The sequence below is a fragment of the Chryseolinea soli genome (genome assembly GCF_003589925.1).
Lineage (GTDB): Bacteria > Bacteroidota > Bacteroidia > Cytophagales > Cyclobacteriaceae > Chryseolinea > Chryseolinea soli.
Map to the genome: position 1 here is coordinate 1,107,671 of NZ_CP032382.1, position 16,168 is coordinate 1,123,838.

At 51.6% G+C, this 16,168-nt stretch carries 18 protein-coding genes; 7 read left to right on the plus strand and 11 right to left on the minus strand.

Annotation, left to right across the window (positions count from 1 at the left end; all coding sequences use genetic code 11):
- Nucleotides 1-28: 28 nt before the first annotated feature.
- The 10 genes from D4L85_RS04585 to D4L85_RS04630 all read right to left on the minus strand — a co-directional run bounded on the left by D4L85_RS04585 (nt 29) and on the right by D4L85_RS04630 (nt 7,465).
- Nucleotides 29-775: a hypothetical protein gene (locus D4L85_RS04585; protein ID WP_160143537.1), complete on the minus strand. Its 747-nt coding sequence runs from the start codon at nt 773-775 to the stop codon at nt 29-31.
- Between the two features lie 74 nt (nt 776-849).
- The gene (locus D4L85_RS04590) at nt 850-1,617 is read right to left on the minus strand and encodes a DUF4097 family beta strand repeat-containing protein (RefSeq protein WP_160143538.1); all 768 of its coding nucleotides are present in this window, start codon (nt 1,615-1,617) and stop codon (nt 850-852) included.
- Between the two features lie 134 nt (nt 1,618-1,751).
- On the minus strand, nt 1,752-2,528 hold the full coding sequence (locus tag D4L85_RS04595) for a HEAT repeat domain-containing protein (protein ID WP_119753209.1): 777 nt from the start codon (nt 2,526-2,528) through the stop codon (nt 1,752-1,754).
- 27 nt (nt 2,529-2,555) lie between these two features.
- Nucleotides 2,556-3,092 carry an RNA polymerase sigma factor gene (locus D4L85_RS04600; RefSeq protein ID WP_119758657.1) on the minus strand — a complete coding sequence of 179 codons (537 nt, stop codon included), beginning with the start codon at nt 3,090-3,092 and terminating at the stop codon, nt 2,556-2,558.
- Nucleotides 3,093-3,339: 247 nt separating this feature from the next.
- Nucleotides 3,340-4,260 (minus strand): TIGR01777 family oxidoreductase, encoded by a 921-nt coding sequence (locus tag D4L85_RS04605; RefSeq protein WP_228450774.1) that lies wholly within the window; start codon nt 4,258-4,260, stop codon nt 3,340-3,342.
- Nucleotides 4,261-4,268: 8 nt separating this feature from the next.
- Nucleotides 4,269-4,739, minus strand: a complete 471-nt coding sequence (locus D4L85_RS04610; protein ID WP_119753210.1) for a hypothetical protein — start codon at nt 4,737-4,739, stop codon at nt 4,269-4,271.
- An 11-nt stretch (nt 4,740-4,750) separates the two neighbouring features.
- Nucleotides 4,751-5,134 (minus strand): hypothetical protein, encoded by a 384-nt coding sequence (locus D4L85_RS04615; protein WP_119753211.1) that lies wholly within the window; start codon nt 5,132-5,134, stop codon nt 4,751-4,753.
- Nucleotides 5,135-5,188: 54 nt separating this feature from the next.
- Nucleotides 5,189-5,749, minus strand: a complete 561-nt coding sequence (locus D4L85_RS04620; RefSeq protein WP_119753212.1) for a ferritin-like domain-containing protein — start codon at nt 5,747-5,749, stop codon at nt 5,189-5,191.
- A gap of 18 nt (nt 5,750-5,767) precedes the next feature.
- Nucleotides 5,768-6,271: a GbsR/MarR family transcriptional regulator gene (locus D4L85_RS04625; RefSeq protein ID WP_073142100.1), complete on the minus strand. Its 504-nt coding sequence runs from the start codon at nt 6,269-6,271 to the stop codon at nt 5,768-5,770.
- A 273-nt stretch (nt 6,272-6,544) separates the two neighbouring features.
- Nucleotides 6,545-7,465 (minus strand): hydrogen peroxide-inducible genes activator, encoded by a 921-nt coding sequence (locus D4L85_RS04630; protein ID WP_073142098.1) that lies wholly within the window; start codon nt 7,463-7,465, stop codon nt 6,545-6,547.
- Nucleotides 7,466-7,605: 140 nt separating this feature from the next.
- On the opposite strand from D4L85_RS04630, the gene D4L85_RS04635 reads away from it, so the two are divergent.
- Together D4L85_RS04635 and D4L85_RS04640 are read left to right on the plus strand one after the other, a co-directional pair.
- Nucleotides 7,606-8,163: a peroxiredoxin gene (locus D4L85_RS04635; protein WP_119753213.1), complete on the plus strand. Its 558-nt coding sequence runs from the start codon at nt 7,606-7,608 to the stop codon at nt 8,161-8,163.
- Nucleotides 8,164-8,216: 53 nt separating this feature from the next.
- Nucleotides 8,217-8,813, plus strand: a complete 597-nt coding sequence (locus D4L85_RS04640) for a carboxymuconolactone decarboxylase family protein (protein WP_119753214.1) — start codon at nt 8,217-8,219, stop codon at nt 8,811-8,813.
- Nucleotides 8,814-8,920: 107 nt separating this feature from the next.
- Here the strand turns inward: D4L85_RS04640 and D4L85_RS04645 are convergent, their stop codons facing one another.
- On the minus strand, nt 8,921-11,455 hold the full coding sequence (locus D4L85_RS04645) for a ThuA domain-containing protein (RefSeq protein ID WP_160143539.1): 2,535 nt from the start codon (nt 11,453-11,455) through the stop codon (nt 8,921-8,923).
- A gap of 203 nt (nt 11,456-11,658) precedes the next feature.
- On the opposite strand from D4L85_RS04645, the gene D4L85_RS04650 reads away from it, so the two are divergent.
- The 5 genes from D4L85_RS04650 to D4L85_RS04670 are packed head-to-tail and all read left to right on the plus strand — an operon-like array spanning nt 11,659 to nt 16,154.
- On the plus strand, nt 11,659-12,087 hold the full coding sequence (locus tag D4L85_RS04650) for a PTS sugar transporter subunit IIA (RefSeq protein ID WP_119753216.1): 429 nt from the start codon (nt 11,659-11,661) through the stop codon (nt 12,085-12,087).
- Nucleotides 12,084-12,560 (plus strand): PTS sugar transporter subunit IIB, encoded by a 477-nt coding sequence (locus D4L85_RS04655; RefSeq protein ID WP_119753217.1) that lies wholly within the window; start codon nt 12,084-12,086, stop codon nt 12,558-12,560. The genes D4L85_RS04650 and D4L85_RS04655 overlap by 4 nt, the downstream gene beginning before the upstream one ends.
- 34 nt (nt 12,561-12,594) lie before the next feature.
- Nucleotides 12,595-14,169 carry a PTS system mannose/fructose/sorbose family transporter subunit IID gene (locus D4L85_RS34695; RefSeq protein WP_119753218.1) on the plus strand — a complete coding sequence of 525 codons (1,575 nt, stop codon included), beginning with the start codon at nt 12,595-12,597 and terminating at the stop codon, nt 14,167-14,169.
- 12 nt (nt 14,170-14,181) lie between these two features.
- Entirely contained in the window at nt 14,182-15,891 is a 1,710-nt protein-coding gene (ptsP, locus tag D4L85_RS04665; protein ID WP_119753219.1) for a phosphoenolpyruvate--protein phosphotransferase, read from the plus strand.
- On the plus strand, nt 15,888-16,154 hold the full coding sequence (locus tag D4L85_RS04670; protein WP_119753220.1) for an HPr family phosphocarrier protein: 267 nt from the start codon (nt 15,888-15,890) through the stop codon (nt 16,152-16,154). The genes ptsP and D4L85_RS04670 overlap by 4 nt, the downstream gene beginning before the upstream one ends.
- Nucleotides 16,155-16,168: the final 14 nt, after the last annotated feature.

The following is a 16,168-nucleotide window of genomic DNA, read 5'->3' on the forward strand; positions in this document are numbered from 1 at the left end:
GGGACATTCTCTAAATCGTTTGTTCTACTTATTGCACCGCTTTCCGGATGTAGACGTTACCATATTTGGAATCGAACTCATATTTCGGTCCGGTGCCAGGCTTGGCCACGACATAGGTGTGGAAGTCGCCTTGCTTGAAACCTTCCGAGCCGAACTTGGCGTCGAAGTTGGTGTAGATCTCACCGTAGTTTGTTGTGGCGGCCACCTCACCCGTGGCGCGCTCGGTCAACGCCGCATCCACTCCGCCATAGATGGCGTCTACCGTGAGCGGTCCGGTGAAGTCCTTGATCTCCACCATGCCATAAACGGACTCGACACGGGTCTGGAAATTTCGCGGCACCTTGATTTCCACCACAATATCCATATCCAGTCCATACGACATCCGGTCAAATCCACCCCGGCCATGCTCCTGCTCATACTTGTGCAGTTCTTCTTTGTTCTTGAAAACAATTTTGTTAGCGCCGTCCACGATGGTGATGCGGTGAGGAAGGCTCTTCATGTTCTTGATCTCGTTCCGGATCGAGATCGTGTTTCCGGAAACCGAAGTGAGCAGCTCGAACGCATCGTCGTTCTCTCCGTAGTTGATGCTCACTGTGCCCTGCACGCTGATCTCGTTTTTATCCCAAGTGCTCACGCGCACCATTTCGGGGTAGTCGAAGTGCAGCACCACTTGCTGTCCTGGTTTTGCCTCCACCGTCTTGTTGATGGCGGTTTGCGCGAAGTTTGTTAGCGGCATCACCAGCGCGATCAAAATCCCTAGCCTGTTTCTTTTCATAGCGTTAGATTTTTAGAAGCCGTACTCCCCCGCCCTGCCGCGAGGCAAGCCCATTCGGGGGAGTACAGTTCAAGTTATTTCTTCCGGAGATACACGTTGTTGTGTGTGGAAGACAGGGTAATGTCTACTCCCCCGCCGTTTATTTTGGCCGTCACGGTGTCGCTGCTGTATTTATTGAGACCGCCGGCCGTGGTCGCATCCACCTTGAACTCGGGGTCAACAAAGATTTCCCCGTACACCGTGCTCATTTTCACCGAAGCCTTCACCGTGGTGGGCAGTGCGAGGTCTACGTGGCCATGCACGGATACGATGGAGATAGGATTCTTCAGCGTAGCGCTGAGCGAACCTTCGATGTTGCCATGGACCGTATTGATGGTCATGGGGCCTGTCACGTTGGTCAGGTTGATACCGTTGTGAACCGTGGAGATCTCGATCTCGCCCTCGACGTCTTTGATGTTCACCTCGCTGCCGTGGGGCGAAGTGTGGGTGAAGGAAACCGTTACGCCTTTGGGCACTTTGATGGTGATGTCGGGGCCGTCCATGCGTTTCATTTGCTGTACCTCGATCACACCATTCTTGTCGACCACCGACAGGCCGAGTCCGGTGTTGTCTTCCAATCCCATGGCGTTGATGGCGCGCAGACCCTTGGCACGATCGTCGGCGTCGCGTTTGCCGCTTCGGGAGGTGAAGATGATCTCGTTACCGGAGTATCCTTCAATGTCCACGTTATTCAATTCTTTGATTTCCAACCGGCCAGTACTCTTCGCTATTTTGAATTCCTGTGCCTGGATATACCCCAAGGTTGTTATTACCAGGGCGATCGTTGTCATTATCTTTCTCATTGCAGATGCTTGTTTTCGTTTTGTTTGTTTGTTTCGACTGTATTTAAAGTGCTACTCGATAATAGTGCTGGTGTGGGTGTGACTTACGTATACGTATTTGATTTACTACTATGCTTTCACTTCTTTTTCTTCCTCTAGGAGAGCCTCATCAACCCGATGTGGGCTTCGTCTTTCACTGCGGGCAACACGCCTTCTTCGGTGGTGATGCGTTGCAATTCTTCTGTCACGCCTTTCTCTTTCATTTCCACCATGAGGCGGATCAAAGCGATCTGCACCATGGGATCTTTTTGTGTGCTCAGCGAGGCAACTAACATCTTGCGCACATACGGCTGATGTTGGAATTTGCGCAACGCTTCCAGGGCCGCCATGCGCACGTTCGTGTTCGGATCGTCGTTCATGGCTTTCACCAGGGCATTCACGATCTCGTCGTCGGCCTTGACAACACTTTTGTAGGCTACCGTTGCGCCCTCCACGCGTTTGCTTGCCGAATTTTGATTGTCCAGCATGCCGATCAGCAATTGCTTGGTGCGATCCATCTCCTCTTTCATCTTGGTGATCTCTGCGGCCTGTTGTTGTTGTTTGCTGATCCAGAAGCCGATGCCTCCACCCAAAACCAACAGCAATACCGCGGCGGCCACTCTATAGAGCGCGGGCTGAAAGAACACGGTCTTACCGGTTTTCTGTTTGCCCATCTCTTCCTGCAACATCTTGTCGAAGGCCACCTTCAGGTGATCCGACGGTTCCAGGCGCGCCGCGTTGTTCATGGCCTGGATCACTTCCTTGAGTTGTTCGTAAAGCGTAAAGGCTTCTGCATTGCGAACCAATTCCTGCTCCACGTTCTTTCTCTCCTCGTCGGAAAGTTTTCCGTCGATGTAGTCAATGAGCAGGCTTTCCAATTTTTCCTTTTCCATATCGTCTTGGGGATCGCGGGGATCCGTTCAATTTTTCTCCAGTTCAAAATAATATTCGCGAAGCTTGGCCACGGCGCGGTGCACTTTCACTTTGATGTTGGCCACGGTGGTGTTCATGATCTGCGCCACCTCCTCATACTTCATGTGTTGGAAGCGCGTGAGCACCAACAGCTCGCGTTGTTCGTCGGGCAGCATGGCCATGGAACGGTGGAGCAACTTCTCTTTTTCTTCCCAAGGTTCGTCTTCCGTTTCGGGCATGTTGTCTTTCAGTTTTTCCACGTCTACAAAATCGGAGTACTTGTTTTTATGCGCCTGGTAGTGATCCGAAAAAACATTGCGGGCCACCTGGTAGATCCACGATTGAAACCGGGCTCCTTCTTTATAGCTGCCCCGGTATTTGATGATCCGCAAAAAAACGTTCTGGGTCAGGTCTTCGGCCAGGGCGCGGTCCATCGCCAACCGGGCCAGAAAATTGAAGATGCGCTTGTTATAGCGCTCAAAAAGCGTCGATGCCTGCTGAAGATCACCGTTTTTTACGGCCTCCATGATCATTTCGTCTGTCATCAACTCTGTGCTTTTTGTCAATTTTCGTGTTAGTTACCGGTAGGTTAATAAATGGTTACAACCAGATTTACAGATTTTCGGGCAAATAAAAAAAGCCGCACGGGAGTGGGGCTTTTTTGGCATTTCAGAAGAGATTAATAGCAGCAATAGGCCGACAGCGTCATTTTTTGCCGATTTTTTGAGTCTATCCGCGCCGCAATAATAGCTGCATACAATGAAGGCTAAAAACCTCGCAACGCATGAAAGCCTAAGACTTTGCTACTATGCTTCTAAGGGCCAGCGGTAGGGCGGAATATTTGAACTGATAGCCGGCAGCCAAGAGCCGGGCAGGAACGACACGACGGCTTTTAAGAATCAGCTCCGTCTCCGTACCTATAAAAACAGCGCCAAGTTTCAGCAGCCAAACCGGTGAAGGCAAGCCAAACGGCACTTTACAAACCTCCCGCAACGTGCGCATGAAGTCTGCATTGACCACAGGCGTGGGGGAGGTCACATTGAAGGTGCCTTGCAGTGTTTCGTGATCGTAGAGCCAGTGCATGATGGCGGCTACATCGTCTTCATGGATCCAGGTGATGTATTGATGTCCGTTGCCCTGCTTACCTCCTAAACCAGCACGCACCAGGTTGAGCAGACGAGGAAAAGCGCCATCGCTCATGCCCAACACAATACCCACGCGCAACAGTACCTTTCGTGTAGCCGGTGTGTCTTGTTCCCAGAAGATCTTTTCCCACGCTCGACAAACATCAACCGAAAATCCTTCACCCATCTCGCCGGTGGCTTCATCCATGGGACGATCTTCGGCATGGCGATAGATGGTGGCCGATGCACTCTGGATCCAAACGCGGGGTGGCACAGCGGCCCGGCGGACGGCTTCTCCCAGCACACGCGTGGAATCTAAACGGGAATCGAGTATTTCTTTTTTGTTCTCGGGGGTGTAACGGCAGTTCACATTTTTTCCCGTGAGGTTGATCAGCAAGTCGGCGCCGTCCAGTTCGCGCGCCCATATATCGGCCAGGTGCTTGGCATCCCATACCACGGTTCGGATATTGCCTGCGTCGGGTTGACTTCTCCGGCTTAGGATAACTACTTCTTTTGCTTGTGCACTAAAATAACGGGCCAGAACGGAACCCAAATAACCACTGCCTCCGGCAAGAACTATCTTATTCATATATATTATTATAGAATGATCCAAAGTACCATAACCCGATACAAAACCCAAGTCAGGGACATATACCAAGGCATTTCCAAAAGTTTCACGCGTTGTATATGCGCCAAGAACATCATGCCCACCACGATCATGAACCAGGCCAGGTGGCCTTCAGCAGAATACGTGCCGTGCGTAAATATCAAGCCCGGCAGCAACAACAACGCTCCAACAAAAGATATCGTCATCATATTGCACAAATAGGCCAGTGCTTTGTTCTTATTCGCCAGGATAGCCACGACACTTTGAAACAGAATTTGTCCTCCGCATATGCTCAACTCCCGTGTCAAATGGCTCGCGGGCACGAGTGGGCTTAGCAGTTGCGTGTAGGCATTCAGGATCAGGCTGGTCACTAGCCAGGTGAAGACCAGATAGGCAATACGGTACGGCACATTGAAGATGGGTGCATATGGCAGGTTGATATGATCTCTTAGTGTTTTCATGGCTGTTTCACTTAAAAACTGAGGTGAGGAAGAAATTTGCCTTGGGTTCGTTTGCTGATGACTTCATTCCAGGTGATCAGGTAATAATAGGAGGCCAGCATCCAGGGGACCAGGATCAACAACGCGGGATGGGGCATCTGGCCGGTGTTGCGCGCGACTATATAGAGCACGAGCAGTACGATCCAGGAAAGGACCTGGTGTACAATCTTTAGCCGATAGTGTCTTGTCTTTAAAAGAATCGACGTCAAGGAACCTAACAATTGCCATGGGCCCAATAGGATTTGCGCATAAAGAACGACAAAATACCACTGTTCTCCGTTGTCAAAAAAAAGTATCAGCAACGCCAGCGCGAAAACGAAGAGGAGGGTTTGTATGGCTAAATCGACGTATTTCATAATATTATATGTATTGTATTTTCAGGAATTATTGAAACATTGTTATAAAAAAATTTATTTTTGACAGTATGGATCGGATTTCTCCACCGGGTACTTGTGGTCGAGATCGATGTTGTTGAAGCTGCTCGCACGGCTCCAGCCAAAAAGCCTTTCAAAAAAAGGAAGCAAGCGGTTATCCTTGATCTGATCGCCAAAGTATACTTCGTGTTCCTTCTCTTTTATCCCCATCTCATAAAGCACATGGTCGTGCTCGTGGATGCCGATCGCATTGAAGTACTGTTTCATTCGGAAGTATTCGCACACATTGCCGCTCTCGAGCCTGCCCGCAAAATAAAAAGGCATGAACCATCCGATGACGTAGCAGCTTCCTGAAATTATTTTTCCGACAACATGAAACCGGATCTCGTACCAGCGTGAAGGTTTGATGCCGTACAAGCCCATGATGGCCAGCACTTCCTGGCGATGGTTCCACTCATCGATCTCGATCTGATGGATGGCCGCTTTCTCGGCGTCATTTTTTACAGAGCCCGCGTGGCCATGGTAGGCAAACGCTGCCGCCTTTTCTGCGGAGTATGCCTGGCGGAGGAGATCCGCCAGTGCCGGTTGAAGTTTCATATGCAAAAAGTTTTAATGCTACTTCATCATTTTCAACACCGTATTCCAGAACCAGCTTTCTTCCGACCGGATAAACGTCTCCAAGAGGCCATCGGATTTTTCGGCGAAGTTCTTCAGCTCTTTCACTACTTTTTTGAATTCCTTTGATTCCTCCGAGCCGTCGGTCTGAACATCGTTCACTTCTTTGAGCACTTTCAGAATGGGCTCGAGTTCACGTTTCCTTCTTTCCTTGGCCACCTGCCGTGCCAGCGCCCAGACATTTTTTTCCGACTTGAAAAACTCTTTGCGCTCGCCCGCCACTGATATTCTGGCGATGATACCCCAATCCAGCAACGCGCGGATGTTCATGTTGGCGTTTCCCCGGGAGATCGAGAGGTCTTGCATGATCTCTTCGGTTGAAAGGGCTTTGGGTGATACCATCAGCAAGGCGTGGATCTGGGCCATGGTTTTGTTGAGTCCCCAGCTATACCCGAGATTTCCCCAGGCCTGGATGAGTTCCTCTTTGGCTTCTGTGTATTTCATACGGATAAAGGTATTAAAAGTTTTGGAACTTTCAATAGTTATTGAAAGTTTGGCTTTTTAAGGGTTGTTTGGGTTCTTTTTGTTCTGCCGTTGTGGGCTGAGCGTTTTGTGGGATAGTCGTTTTTTGTGCGTCAATTTTTTGGCACATTTCATAGCCCCGCTCCCGGGCCGCGGGGGCCCCAGAGCGGAGCTATGAAATGCACGAAGAAATCTGCGCTCCAGAACGTACTATCCCACAGAACGTTCAGACCATTCATCTCGAAGTGGAGAAAATCAATTCCAACGAACGCGGATATACTTTTCGTTTTTCTTGAAGTGGGCGGGGATGGATTTTAGGATGGCGTCGCGGAGTTTGGAGAGGAGCATTTCTTTGACGAAGCCCTGGTGTACGGCGAGGCTCACTTCGCGGACGGGTTCGGGGGAGGTGAAGTGTTTGACGTGTTTGCTTTTTACGTTTACGGAGAGCTCGGGGATGAGCGTGTAGCCGTAGTTGTTGTCGACCATCGCTTTGAGGGTTTCGAAGGAACCGCTTTGGTAGTTGAGTTGGTGGTGCACCTTTTTGCCTTTGGCGGAGCACAGATTTTCTACCTGGCCGCGGAAGCAGTGGCCCTCTTCCAGCATCAGCAGGTTGTCGTAGGTGAGCGACTTGAGGTTCACTTTGTCTTGCTGGTAATATTTGAGGCCTTCGGAGGTGTAAAGCAAAATGGGTTCGTAGAAGACGGGGAGTTCGCGGATCTCTTTGTCGTCGAGGGGGGTGACGAGGATGGCGATGTCGAGGCGGTTGGTTTTCAGGAGACGGATGATCTCCTGGGTTTGCAACTCCATGACGGTGAATGACGTGCCGGGATTTTTTTCCAGGAACTCGTTCAGGAAGCGGGGCAACAGGTAGGGGGCCAGCGTGGGGATCACGCCCAACCTGAACTCGCCTTCGATCGAGTCTTTTTCGTTGCGGATAAATTCTTTCAGGTTCTTGATGTCTTGCAGGATCTGGCGCGCGCGCGAAACGATCATCTCGCCGGCGGGCGTCGGCTTCAGGGGCTGGCTCTTGTCGAAGATCTTGACGTCGAGTTCGTCTTCGAGTTTTTTCACCATCATGCTCAGCGTGGGTTGGGTCACGTGGCAGTGTTCGGCAGCCTTCACATGGTTGCGATGGATGTCGAGAGCGATGATGTATTCGAGTTGCTGGAGGTTCATACGATTGCGGCGTATATCGAAAACGTTGTCATAGATAAAATTAATACTACAATAACAAATATCGATATAATTTATAACTCATCCTATCGTATCATTGCGGAAAATTCAATCACTAACAACGTTTAACTCTAGACAAACTTATGACAAAAGGCATTTTATCCATTGGACAACCCTTTCCCGCATTCAAGAAATCCGCTGTAGTTTCCCTCGAAAAGGGAAAAGAATTTTTCGATATCTCCTCCGAAGACCTGTTGAATGAAGAAGGTCGCTGGACGGTGCTTTTCTGGTGGCCCAAGGATTTTACCTTCGTATGTCCTACCGAGATCGCCGAGTTCAACAAAAATTTTGGCGAGTTCCGCGATCGTAACGCCAGCCTCATCGGCGCCTCCACCGATTCTGAATTCGTTCACCTGGCCTGGAGAAAAAATCACGACGATCTCCGCGACCTGAAATTCCCCATGTTGGCCGACACGTCCAAATCATTGGCGGAAGACCTTGGCATCCTGGAACCGAACGAAAAGATCGCCTACCGCGCCACGTTCATCATCGACCCGCAGGGCATCGTGCGTTGGGTAAGCGTTTACGACCTCAACGTAGGCCGCAACGTGAAAGAAGTGATCCGCGTGCTGGACGCGCTCCAAACCGACGAGCTCTGCCCTTGCAACTGGGAAAAAGGAAAAGAAACGTTGAAGGTGTAGTCTCCGTTTAGAGTTTCTTTCTCATTCATTTTCACAGTTATAACGACATCATCATGGAATCAACCGCAACAACGTATTCCGAAAGCACACAGGAGTTCCTGGAATTTCTGAAGCTGGGCAAGGACTACGAAACCCAGGCCCTCGACCTGCTGGAAAATGGCAAGTCGCGCTACCTGGCCGATCTGAAGATCAATTTTAAAAACTCGTTCGAAAGCGAGGTCCTCACGAAGAAGGAGATCGCCGTGTTAGGGGTTGCGCTGTCAGTGAATGCAGGGAATGCTATCCTGCGCACGTTCTTCGCCGTCAACGCCCAGCAAGAGGGCGCTTCGGCCGAAGAGATTGCAGAAGCCGTGGGTTGTGCTTCCTTGTTGAGTGCCAACAACGTGTTTTACCGGTTCCGTCATTTCGTGAACAAGGAAAAATACAACGAGATCCCTGCACGCATCAAGATGAACATCATGGGACGGCCCGTGGGCGGCAAGGAATTTTTCGAGCTGATGAGCCTGGCCGTTAGCGCGGTGAACGGATGCGAAATGTGTGTGAAAGCGCACGAAGCATCGCTCATCGAACTGGGCGCCAAGGAAGAACGGATCTTCGAGGCCGTGCGCCTCGCCTCCGTGATCACCAGCGTGAGCAAAATAGTGTACTGAAGGTTTAGTGATCAGTAAAAAAGGCTGGTGTCTTCCCGACATCAGCTTTTCTTTTTTTTAACCCTCTTAAAAGAGATACTTCCCTCCGATCGGAAATAATCACAAGTCTATTTTGAAGACATCGCCGTCACGGCCGCCAGGAACCAGCCGGAGTGCGGGATCCATTGTTCACTCCACCGCCATTCGTTGCCGTTGTCTTCCATTTTAAAATCGATGCCCGAGCCATCGCCTTTTCCATCCTTTCCGGAGATGCCGTTTGAAATACCTCCGCGCCCGGAACCATGGCCATACATGGCCGCCATGTAGGGGACATTATTTTTGCCATAGCCGTACATCATGCAGATGTTATACGGATTGCTTCCCAACACCCATGATACGAGGTTGGAGGCATACGTGGCAAGTTCGGGCTTCACGCCGAGTGGTCCTTTATCGGGATAGACCAGTCGTCCACCCACCAGCATCGCGGCAGCGAGCGAGCCCAGTCGCGCATCCTCGCCTTGCCACCACCAGCCACTTTCGTTTTCGTGGGGGATGAAGAAGCCGTTCTGCACTTTGCCTTTATACAAGAAACTTTGGCGTGGATATCCGAAGGGATTCGTTACCTCGTGCGTGACCGACAAATTGTAGTCCAACGCTTTCTTTATCGTCGCCAATGCTTTGTTCCGGTCGGCAGCATTGGTCTCTACATCCAGGTAGCGGGCCAATGCGATCACGGGCAGTCCGGCATCGGCGGCGTGCCAGAAGGGACGGTTCGTATCGTTTGCAATGAAGTAGCCTTTCGGGGAAAGGCGTTTGCTCAGGTTGCCGGCGCGCTTGCGGGCTTCCGTTTGATATGCGGTTTTGCCCGTAGCGATCCAGAGTTCCGTGGCGGCCATCAGGGCGCAGTAGTCGTCGATGACATTGTCCTTGCCGTCGTCGGCATAGCGGGTGCTGAACTTTTGAAGGTGAGCAAAGGCACGCTCGGCAGCATCCAGGTATTGTTGTGAGGTGAAGGCGCCGTCGCGATGCCAGCGCGAGATGCGGGCCAATGCAGCTACGGCCATGCCACCACCCTCGCGGTATGCGCACTGATAGTCAGCGGTGGTTTTGCTGTCGGCCAGCAGCCCCACTACCCGGCGCGCATTGGGATCTTTGTCGAAATACGTGAACACCGTCATATAAAAATATCCTTCCGGCGACAGGGACCTCATAATGTAGTCGGCGCCATATAGCGCTTCCGTTGTCAGTGCTTCTTTGGAACCGGTCTGGTCCAGCAGCTCGGGGATCCGGTCCACGGTGTTGATCATCGACCAGTCTACCATTGGTATTTGTTGGGGTGACATAAAATTCGTGTAGGCCAGGTGCGAGAAATATTTGCTCACATCGCCGGACGCATCGGCCCATCCCCCGGAAAGGTCGACGGTCTTGGTGCTGCCATAGAGCACGATGTGTTTGTCTGCCCCGGCTTCCTCGGGAGAGCTCGCGCGTTGATGATAAAAGAAATTGGCGATGGCGGGTAAAGCAATTTTACTCAGTGCTTTCTCGCCGATCGTGAATGCGTAGGATGCATACGGTTTGCCATCGGCTTCCACTTGTAGTTTGTAATATCCCGGTGTGTTAAAATCCGAGAAATCGATGCGGCTGTACCAGATGCCGGGCTGCCAGTCGGTTACTTGTTCGGCCTTTTGCAGTTTGCCGGAATAAACGGGTTTTAATGTCAGGGCACCGATGAGGTTGAACGTCATGTTTTCAGGCAGCGGTTTGTGACTTCTTACGATGGCGCCTTTCGGGGCTTCGGTTGAATAAGCCACTTGATTCGCCAGAACAGTCACCGGTTGCCCGAGGGACTCGTCGAGGTTGTGTTGGGCCTTGTTTTCGATTTCCGATGCCGACCATTTTATAGCGTCGCGAATGAGGATGGCAAAATCGGCGTTGGCACACGTAGTGGAGTCGTGACCGATACCAATATAGAGTGCGCGGTCATAGTCCGGGTTGGTCCAAATGATGGGGTGATCGCCCATGGGTTTGGCGGGCTTATAGGTGGATTCGTCCGCAGTGGCCAGCACATGCACATTAGGGCGTGGGCTTTTGTCGAATTCGTACCATTCGTCGCGGATCGAAAAGGTAGCCGGCAGGTTGCGCGTCACGGGGTGGTTGCGGTCTTCTACCACCACCGTTCCCTGTTGCAGGGGAGGGTGTGGCGAATAGATCACTTGGCCCATGAGTTGTTCAAACCATTGCCAATAGGTTTCGCCGGGCTTCAGAAACCGTGTGCCCGTGAGACCGGCAGCGTGCACCCCAATCCAGCCTTTGCCTTTGGACATGAATTGCTGGATGGCAAACTGCTGGGGTTCGGTCAGATCAAACGGCGCCAGGTGCAGTTGAATAAAGACCTGGTAGCGGGCCAGGTTCTCTTCGGTGATCGCTGCCGCATCGCGCGTGAAGTCGACGTCGAAATTATTTTGTTCCGCTAGTCCTTTAAAGAACGGCTGTGCGGCTTTCACCATTGCGTTGTGGTAGGGGTCGTTGGAGCCCACAACCAGTACTTTAATTTTTGATTGTTCCTGGGCGTTTGTTGGATGAGCTACCAGGAGGGATAGAAGAACCAGGGCTGACCACAACCAGCGGTTACTGCTGATGACGAGAGATAGAGCATGCTTCATAACCAAAGTTATATAGAGGGTGTAAATTTTTCTTTTTTGATTTCCAATGATTTGCATTCAATTTCAATTATTTTGACAAGTGGCAAAAATTGTCACGAAAAACATTCCATTTTTATTGATGCATTGTCTCATGGGACACGTCACACCCACCAGAGCACAACGCACATCAGACACAACGCACACCGCACACACCTGAATCACCCATGGAACATACGACACGAAAATTCCTCATCGCCACCCACGGCCGTTTCGCCACGGGCATAAAGTCTTCGTTGGACATTATTATCGGCGCGACCGACAATGTGTTCTTGATCGAAGCTTATGTAGAAGAAAACAAAGGCATTGAAGGCGATCTTGAAAAGATATTGAAAGACTTGCAGCCCCACGACGAGTTGATCGTATTCACCGATTTGCTTGGCGGCAGCATCACCAACCAAGTCCTGCGCCACACGCAAGGCCACCCGGTTCACGTGGTGTCGGGATTCAACCTAGCGCTGTTGATCGAGGTGCTGATGGCCGATGCAGAGACACCCGCTGCGGAAGTGATCGAGGCGGCCATCGTCAACGCCCGGGAACAGATCGCCTACGTCACCAAACTCATGGCCAACGCTAACGAAGAAGAAGCATCATGATCAAACTCACAAGAATAGACGACCGGCTGGTACACGGACAGGTAGCCTTCACTTGGGTGCCGGCGCTCGGTGTCGATTGCCTGCTGGTGGCCAACGACAAAGTGGCCAAAGACGAATTTCAGAAAATGACGCTGAACCTCGCCAAGCCCGCCAACACAAAACTGGTGATCAAAACGCTGGCCGATGCCATTGTCTTTTTGAATGACGAAAAGAACGGCAAGGCGAATGTGCTCATCCTGATCAACAGCATAAAAGACGCCGCCACGCTGGCCGCCGGTGTACCGGCCATCACCTCCATAAACTTCGGTGGTATCCGCGGCAAGGCCGGCTCCCGGCTGATCTCAAAAGCCATTGCCATCACCGACGACGACGTGCCCGTGCTGCAAGAGATGCTTCAAAAAAACATAGAACTCGAAATACGACAAGTGCCGACGGATAGCAAGCAGAAGGTGGAGAGTCTACTCGATAAATAAATAACAAAAAAAATCACCTCTTAAATATCCCGTCGTGCTCGTCTCCTTCATCCTCATCACGCTCATCGCCATGTTTGGCCATTCCGAAGATTTTCTCGGTACCACGTTGCTCAGCCGGCCACTGGTGTTGGGGCCGCTGGTCGGTTTGGTGTTGGGTGATCTTTCGCAAGGTGTGGTTATCGGGGCCACGCTGGAGCTCATCTTTATGGGCAACATCAAAGTGGGCGCAGCGATTCCGCCCGATGTGATCACGGGCGGTGTGTTGAGTACGGCCTTCGCGATTATATCAGGCAAAGGACCTTCCATTGCCATGGCTTTGGCGGTGCCCATCTCCATACTGGCCGAGATGGCCATCAGCGGGTTGTTTGTGTTCCGGGCCGTATTCAACAAACGCTTTACCGTCTACGCGGAAGAAGGCGATTATCAAAAACTACAACGGCTGCACGTGCTATCGGGGATATTAAAACCATTGCTGATGGGAGTTATCACGTTCACCGCCCTTCTGTTAGGAGCTGATGTGATGAAATCATTTCTCGACAGCATTCCTCCTTGGGTAAACGACGGACTAAAGGTCGCCGCCAACATGCTGCCTGCCCTTGGCTTTGCTTTGTTACTCAACCTGATGTTCAATAAAAAGGTGGCTCCGTATTTCTTCCTCGGATTTGTGCTGACGAGCTATTTGAAGCTTCCGGTCATCGCCATCGGTGCGTTGGGGGTGATCGTCGCGCTCATCATTACCGACATCACCCACAAGTCTGCTCCCACAGACGATGATGCCGACGAAGGCGAAAGTCCCGTTGAGCCTGCGCCTGAACTTCCAAAGAAAACCATACGAAGTTTATTTTTCCGGTCGCTGGCGTTAGAAGCCAATTTCAATTTCGAGACCTGGCAAAACAGTGGGTTTGCTTTTTCCATGATTCCCGTGTTGAAAAAATTATACACCACCAAGCAAAGCATGTCGGCCGCCTTAACGCGTCACCTGCAATTTTTCAACACGAGTCCGTATGGCTCAACATTGATCCTTGGCATCACCGCAGCGATGGAAGCGCGGAAAAGTAAGTCGGAAGATTTTGATGAAGAGTCCATCAACGCCGTGAAGACCGGTCTCATGGGACCGTTGGCCGGCGTGTTCGATTCGTTGTTCTGGGGTACGTTTAAAGTTATCGCTGCCGGCGTGGGCGCCTCGCTGGCCATCAAAGGGAATGTGCTGGGGCCGATCTTGTTTTTGCTGATCTTTAATGTGCCGCATTTAGTGCTGCGCTACCAGCTCACGTTCATCGGCTACAACACCGGCACACGCTTCCTCCAAAACCTGGCCAAGACCAATGTGATGGACAAGCTCACGGTAGGCTCCTCCATCCTCGGACTCATGGTCATCGGCGCGATGACGGCCACGCTGATGAACATTACCACGCCCATCACCTTAGGCAGCGACGACACGGCCACCACCCTGCAATCCATACTGGATCAGATCGTGCCCAACATCATCCCGCTGGGGCTTACCTTTCTCACGTTTTACTTTGTAAAGAAAAACATGAAGCCCACGTGGTTGTTACTCGGTTTGCTGGTCGCTGGATTTTTGGGCAGTATCCTCCACATTCTGGCTTAATCCAATAACTACATGAAAGGCATCGGCGCTTCACCGGGTATCGCAATAGGAAAGGCAGTGGTCGTGGAAAAAAAACAGCCGCGGCTCACCGGTGTGATCCTGCAGGGCGAAAGTGATGTACAACAGGAAGTACAGCGATTCGAACAGGCAGTGACCTCGGCTGTAGCGGAAGTGAAAGCGGTGATCGATACGCTTCCTGCTGACGATGGCTCCACCGAAGTGCTGGAGATCCAGATCGAATTGCTCCAGGACGAACAGATCATCTCCGACGTAGTCGAAAAGATTACTTCGGAACACAGAAACGCCAACGATGCGGTGATGGAAGTGATCGCCGCCGCTGTGACCACCTTGCACAATCTGGACGACGCCTATCTCCGCGAGCGGGCGATGGACGTGGAAGAAGCCGGCAACCGGATTCTGATGGAACTCGATCCCACGCTGAAACCCAGCGATCTTATCGTGGCCGAAAACACCGTGCTTGTCGGTGAAGACATCACCCCAATGGATATCCTTTCCGTGGACATCACCAAAGTGATCGGGCTGGTGACACGAACCGGAGGCAAAACGTCGCATGCCGCTATCGTGGCAAAGGCCAGGGGTATACCGGCGGTAGTGGGATGTGGCGACGCACTCGCATCCGTAAAGAACAACGATATCCTCATTGTCGATGGTGGCGAGGGCGCGTTGGTGGTGAACCCGACGCCCGAAATGCTGCATGAATACACAGCGAAGAAAAAAGAATTCACTAGTCAGGCAAATGCCTTAGGCGCTTTGAAGGACACCGTAGCCGTAACTACCGACGGCGTGCGTGTCAAATTGATGGCCAACATTTCGAATGCTGCAGACCTGGAAGCATCCTTTGCCTTTGGCGCAGAGGGGAGTGGACTGCTTCGCACGGAGCTGCTTTTCATGGGCCGCACGACGCTGCCAAGCGAAGAAGAGCAATTTGAGTTCTATAAAAACGCAGCGCTGCAAGCCAAGCAAAAACCCGTCATCGTGCGAACGCTCGATATCGGTGGCGACAAGCCCCTGCCCTATCTTCATTTGCCCGCTGAACAAAATCCTTTCCTGGGCTATCGCGCCATTCGCATCTGCCTGGACCGGCAAGATATTTTTGTCACGCAACTACGGGCCATTCTTCGCGCCAGTGCGTTCGGCGATCTGAAGATCATGTTCCCCATGATCAGCAACGTTTCTGAAATAGAACAAGCGAAAGCCATCTTAGAGAATGTGAAAGCAGCGCTGCGATCGACGGCCACGCCCTTCAACGCGGCGATCGAGGTGGGCATCATGATCGAAATCCCCTCGGCGGCCGTCATGGCTGATCTCTTGGCGCGCGAGGTTGACTTCTTTAGCATCGGCACAAACGATCTTTGCCAATATACGCTGGCGGTGGACCGGATGAATGAACAGGTGAAACATCTGTACGATCCTTTCAACCCCGGTGTGCTGCGGCTGATCCAAAATGTGATCGAACAAGGAAACAAGCACCATCATCACATGGGCATGTGCGGCGAGATGGCCGGCGATGTAACGGCGACGCTATTGCTTTTGGGGATGGGCTTGAGGGAATTTTCGATGAGTGCAGCGTCGATCCCGTACGTAAAGAACCTGATCCTGAACACCAGCATCACCGCCGCCCAGGAAATATGCCGAAAGGCGATGTCGATGCGCAGCGCTTCCGAGATTACCCAATATCTACAAGCAGTAACGAAACAATGATAACACACGATTACCTGATCACCTCGGCCGAAGGCCTCCATGCCCGCCCGGCGACCAACCTGATCCGGCTGGCCAAAAAATACAAGTCGATCACCAGCCTGAAAAAAGGTGAGAAGACGGTGAAGCTCAATAGCATGTTGAACATCCTGTCGCTGGCGCTAAAGGGTGGCGACACCGTTACGCTGATCGTGGAAGGCGAAGATGAAACCGAGGCCGCCGCCGCGATCGAGACATTTTTTAAAGAGGAGTTGAAGAATTTATAAAGCACTTTTCAAAA

Excerpts from the sequence above, each read along its gene's own strand:
- D4L85_RS04585 (WP_160143537.1), bottom strand. The coding sequence starts at position 775 with ATGAAAAGAAACAGGCTAGGGATTTTGATCGCGCTGGTGATGCCGCTA.
- D4L85_RS04590 (WP_160143538.1), bottom strand. The coding sequence starts at position 1,617 with ATGAGAAAGATAATGACAACGATCGCCCTGGTAATAACAACCTTGGGG.
- D4L85_RS04595 (WP_119753209.1), bottom strand. The coding sequence starts at position 2,528 with ATGGAAAAGGAAAAATTGGAAAGCCTGCTCATTGACTACATCGACGGA.
- D4L85_RS04600 (WP_119758657.1), bottom strand. The coding sequence starts at position 3,092 with ATGACAGACGAAATGATCATGGAGGCCGTAAAAAACGGTGATCTTCAG.
- D4L85_RS04605 (WP_228450774.1), bottom strand. The coding sequence starts at position 4,260 with ATGAATAAGATAGTTCTTGCCGGAGGCAGTGGTTATTTGGGTTCCGTT.
- D4L85_RS04610 (WP_119753210.1), bottom strand. The coding sequence starts at position 4,739 with ATGAAAACACTAAGAGATCATATCAACCTGCCATATGCACCCATCTTC.
- D4L85_RS04615 (WP_119753211.1), bottom strand. The coding sequence starts at position 5,134 with ATGAAATACGTCGATTTAGCCATACAAACCCTCCTCTTCGTTTTCGCG.
- D4L85_RS04620 (WP_119753212.1), bottom strand. The coding sequence starts at position 5,749 with ATGAAACTTCAACCGGCACTGGCGGATCTCCTCCGCCAGGCATACTCC.
- D4L85_RS04625 (WP_073142100.1), bottom strand. The coding sequence starts at position 6,271 with ATGAAATACACAGAAGCCAAAGAGGAACTCATCCAGGCCTGGGGAAAT.
- D4L85_RS04630 (WP_073142098.1), bottom strand. The coding sequence starts at position 7,465 with ATGAACCTCCAGCAACTCGAATACATCATCGCTCTCGACATCCATCGC.
- D4L85_RS04635 (WP_119753213.1), top strand. The coding sequence starts at position 7,606 with ATGACAAAAGGCATTTTATCCATTGGACAACCCTTTCCCGCATTCAAG.
- D4L85_RS04640 (WP_119753214.1), top strand. The coding sequence starts at position 8,217 with ATGGAATCAACCGCAACAACGTATTCCGAAAGCACACAGGAGTTCCTG.
- D4L85_RS04645 (WP_160143539.1), bottom strand. The coding sequence starts at position 11,455 with ATGAAGCATGCTCTATCTCTCGTCATCAGCAGTAACCGCTGGTTGTGG.
- D4L85_RS04650 (WP_119753216.1), top strand. The coding sequence starts at position 11,659 with ATGGAACATACGACACGAAAATTCCTCATCGCCACCCACGGCCGTTTC.
- D4L85_RS04655 (WP_119753217.1), top strand. The coding sequence starts at position 12,084 with ATGATCAAACTCACAAGAATAGACGACCGGCTGGTACACGGACAGGTA.
- ptsP (WP_119753219.1), top strand. The coding sequence starts at position 14,182 with ATGAAAGGCATCGGCGCTTCACCGGGTATCGCAATAGGAAAGGCAGTG.
- D4L85_RS04670 (WP_119753220.1), top strand. The coding sequence starts at position 15,888 with ATGATAACACACGATTACCTGATCACCTCGGCCGAAGGCCTCCATGCC.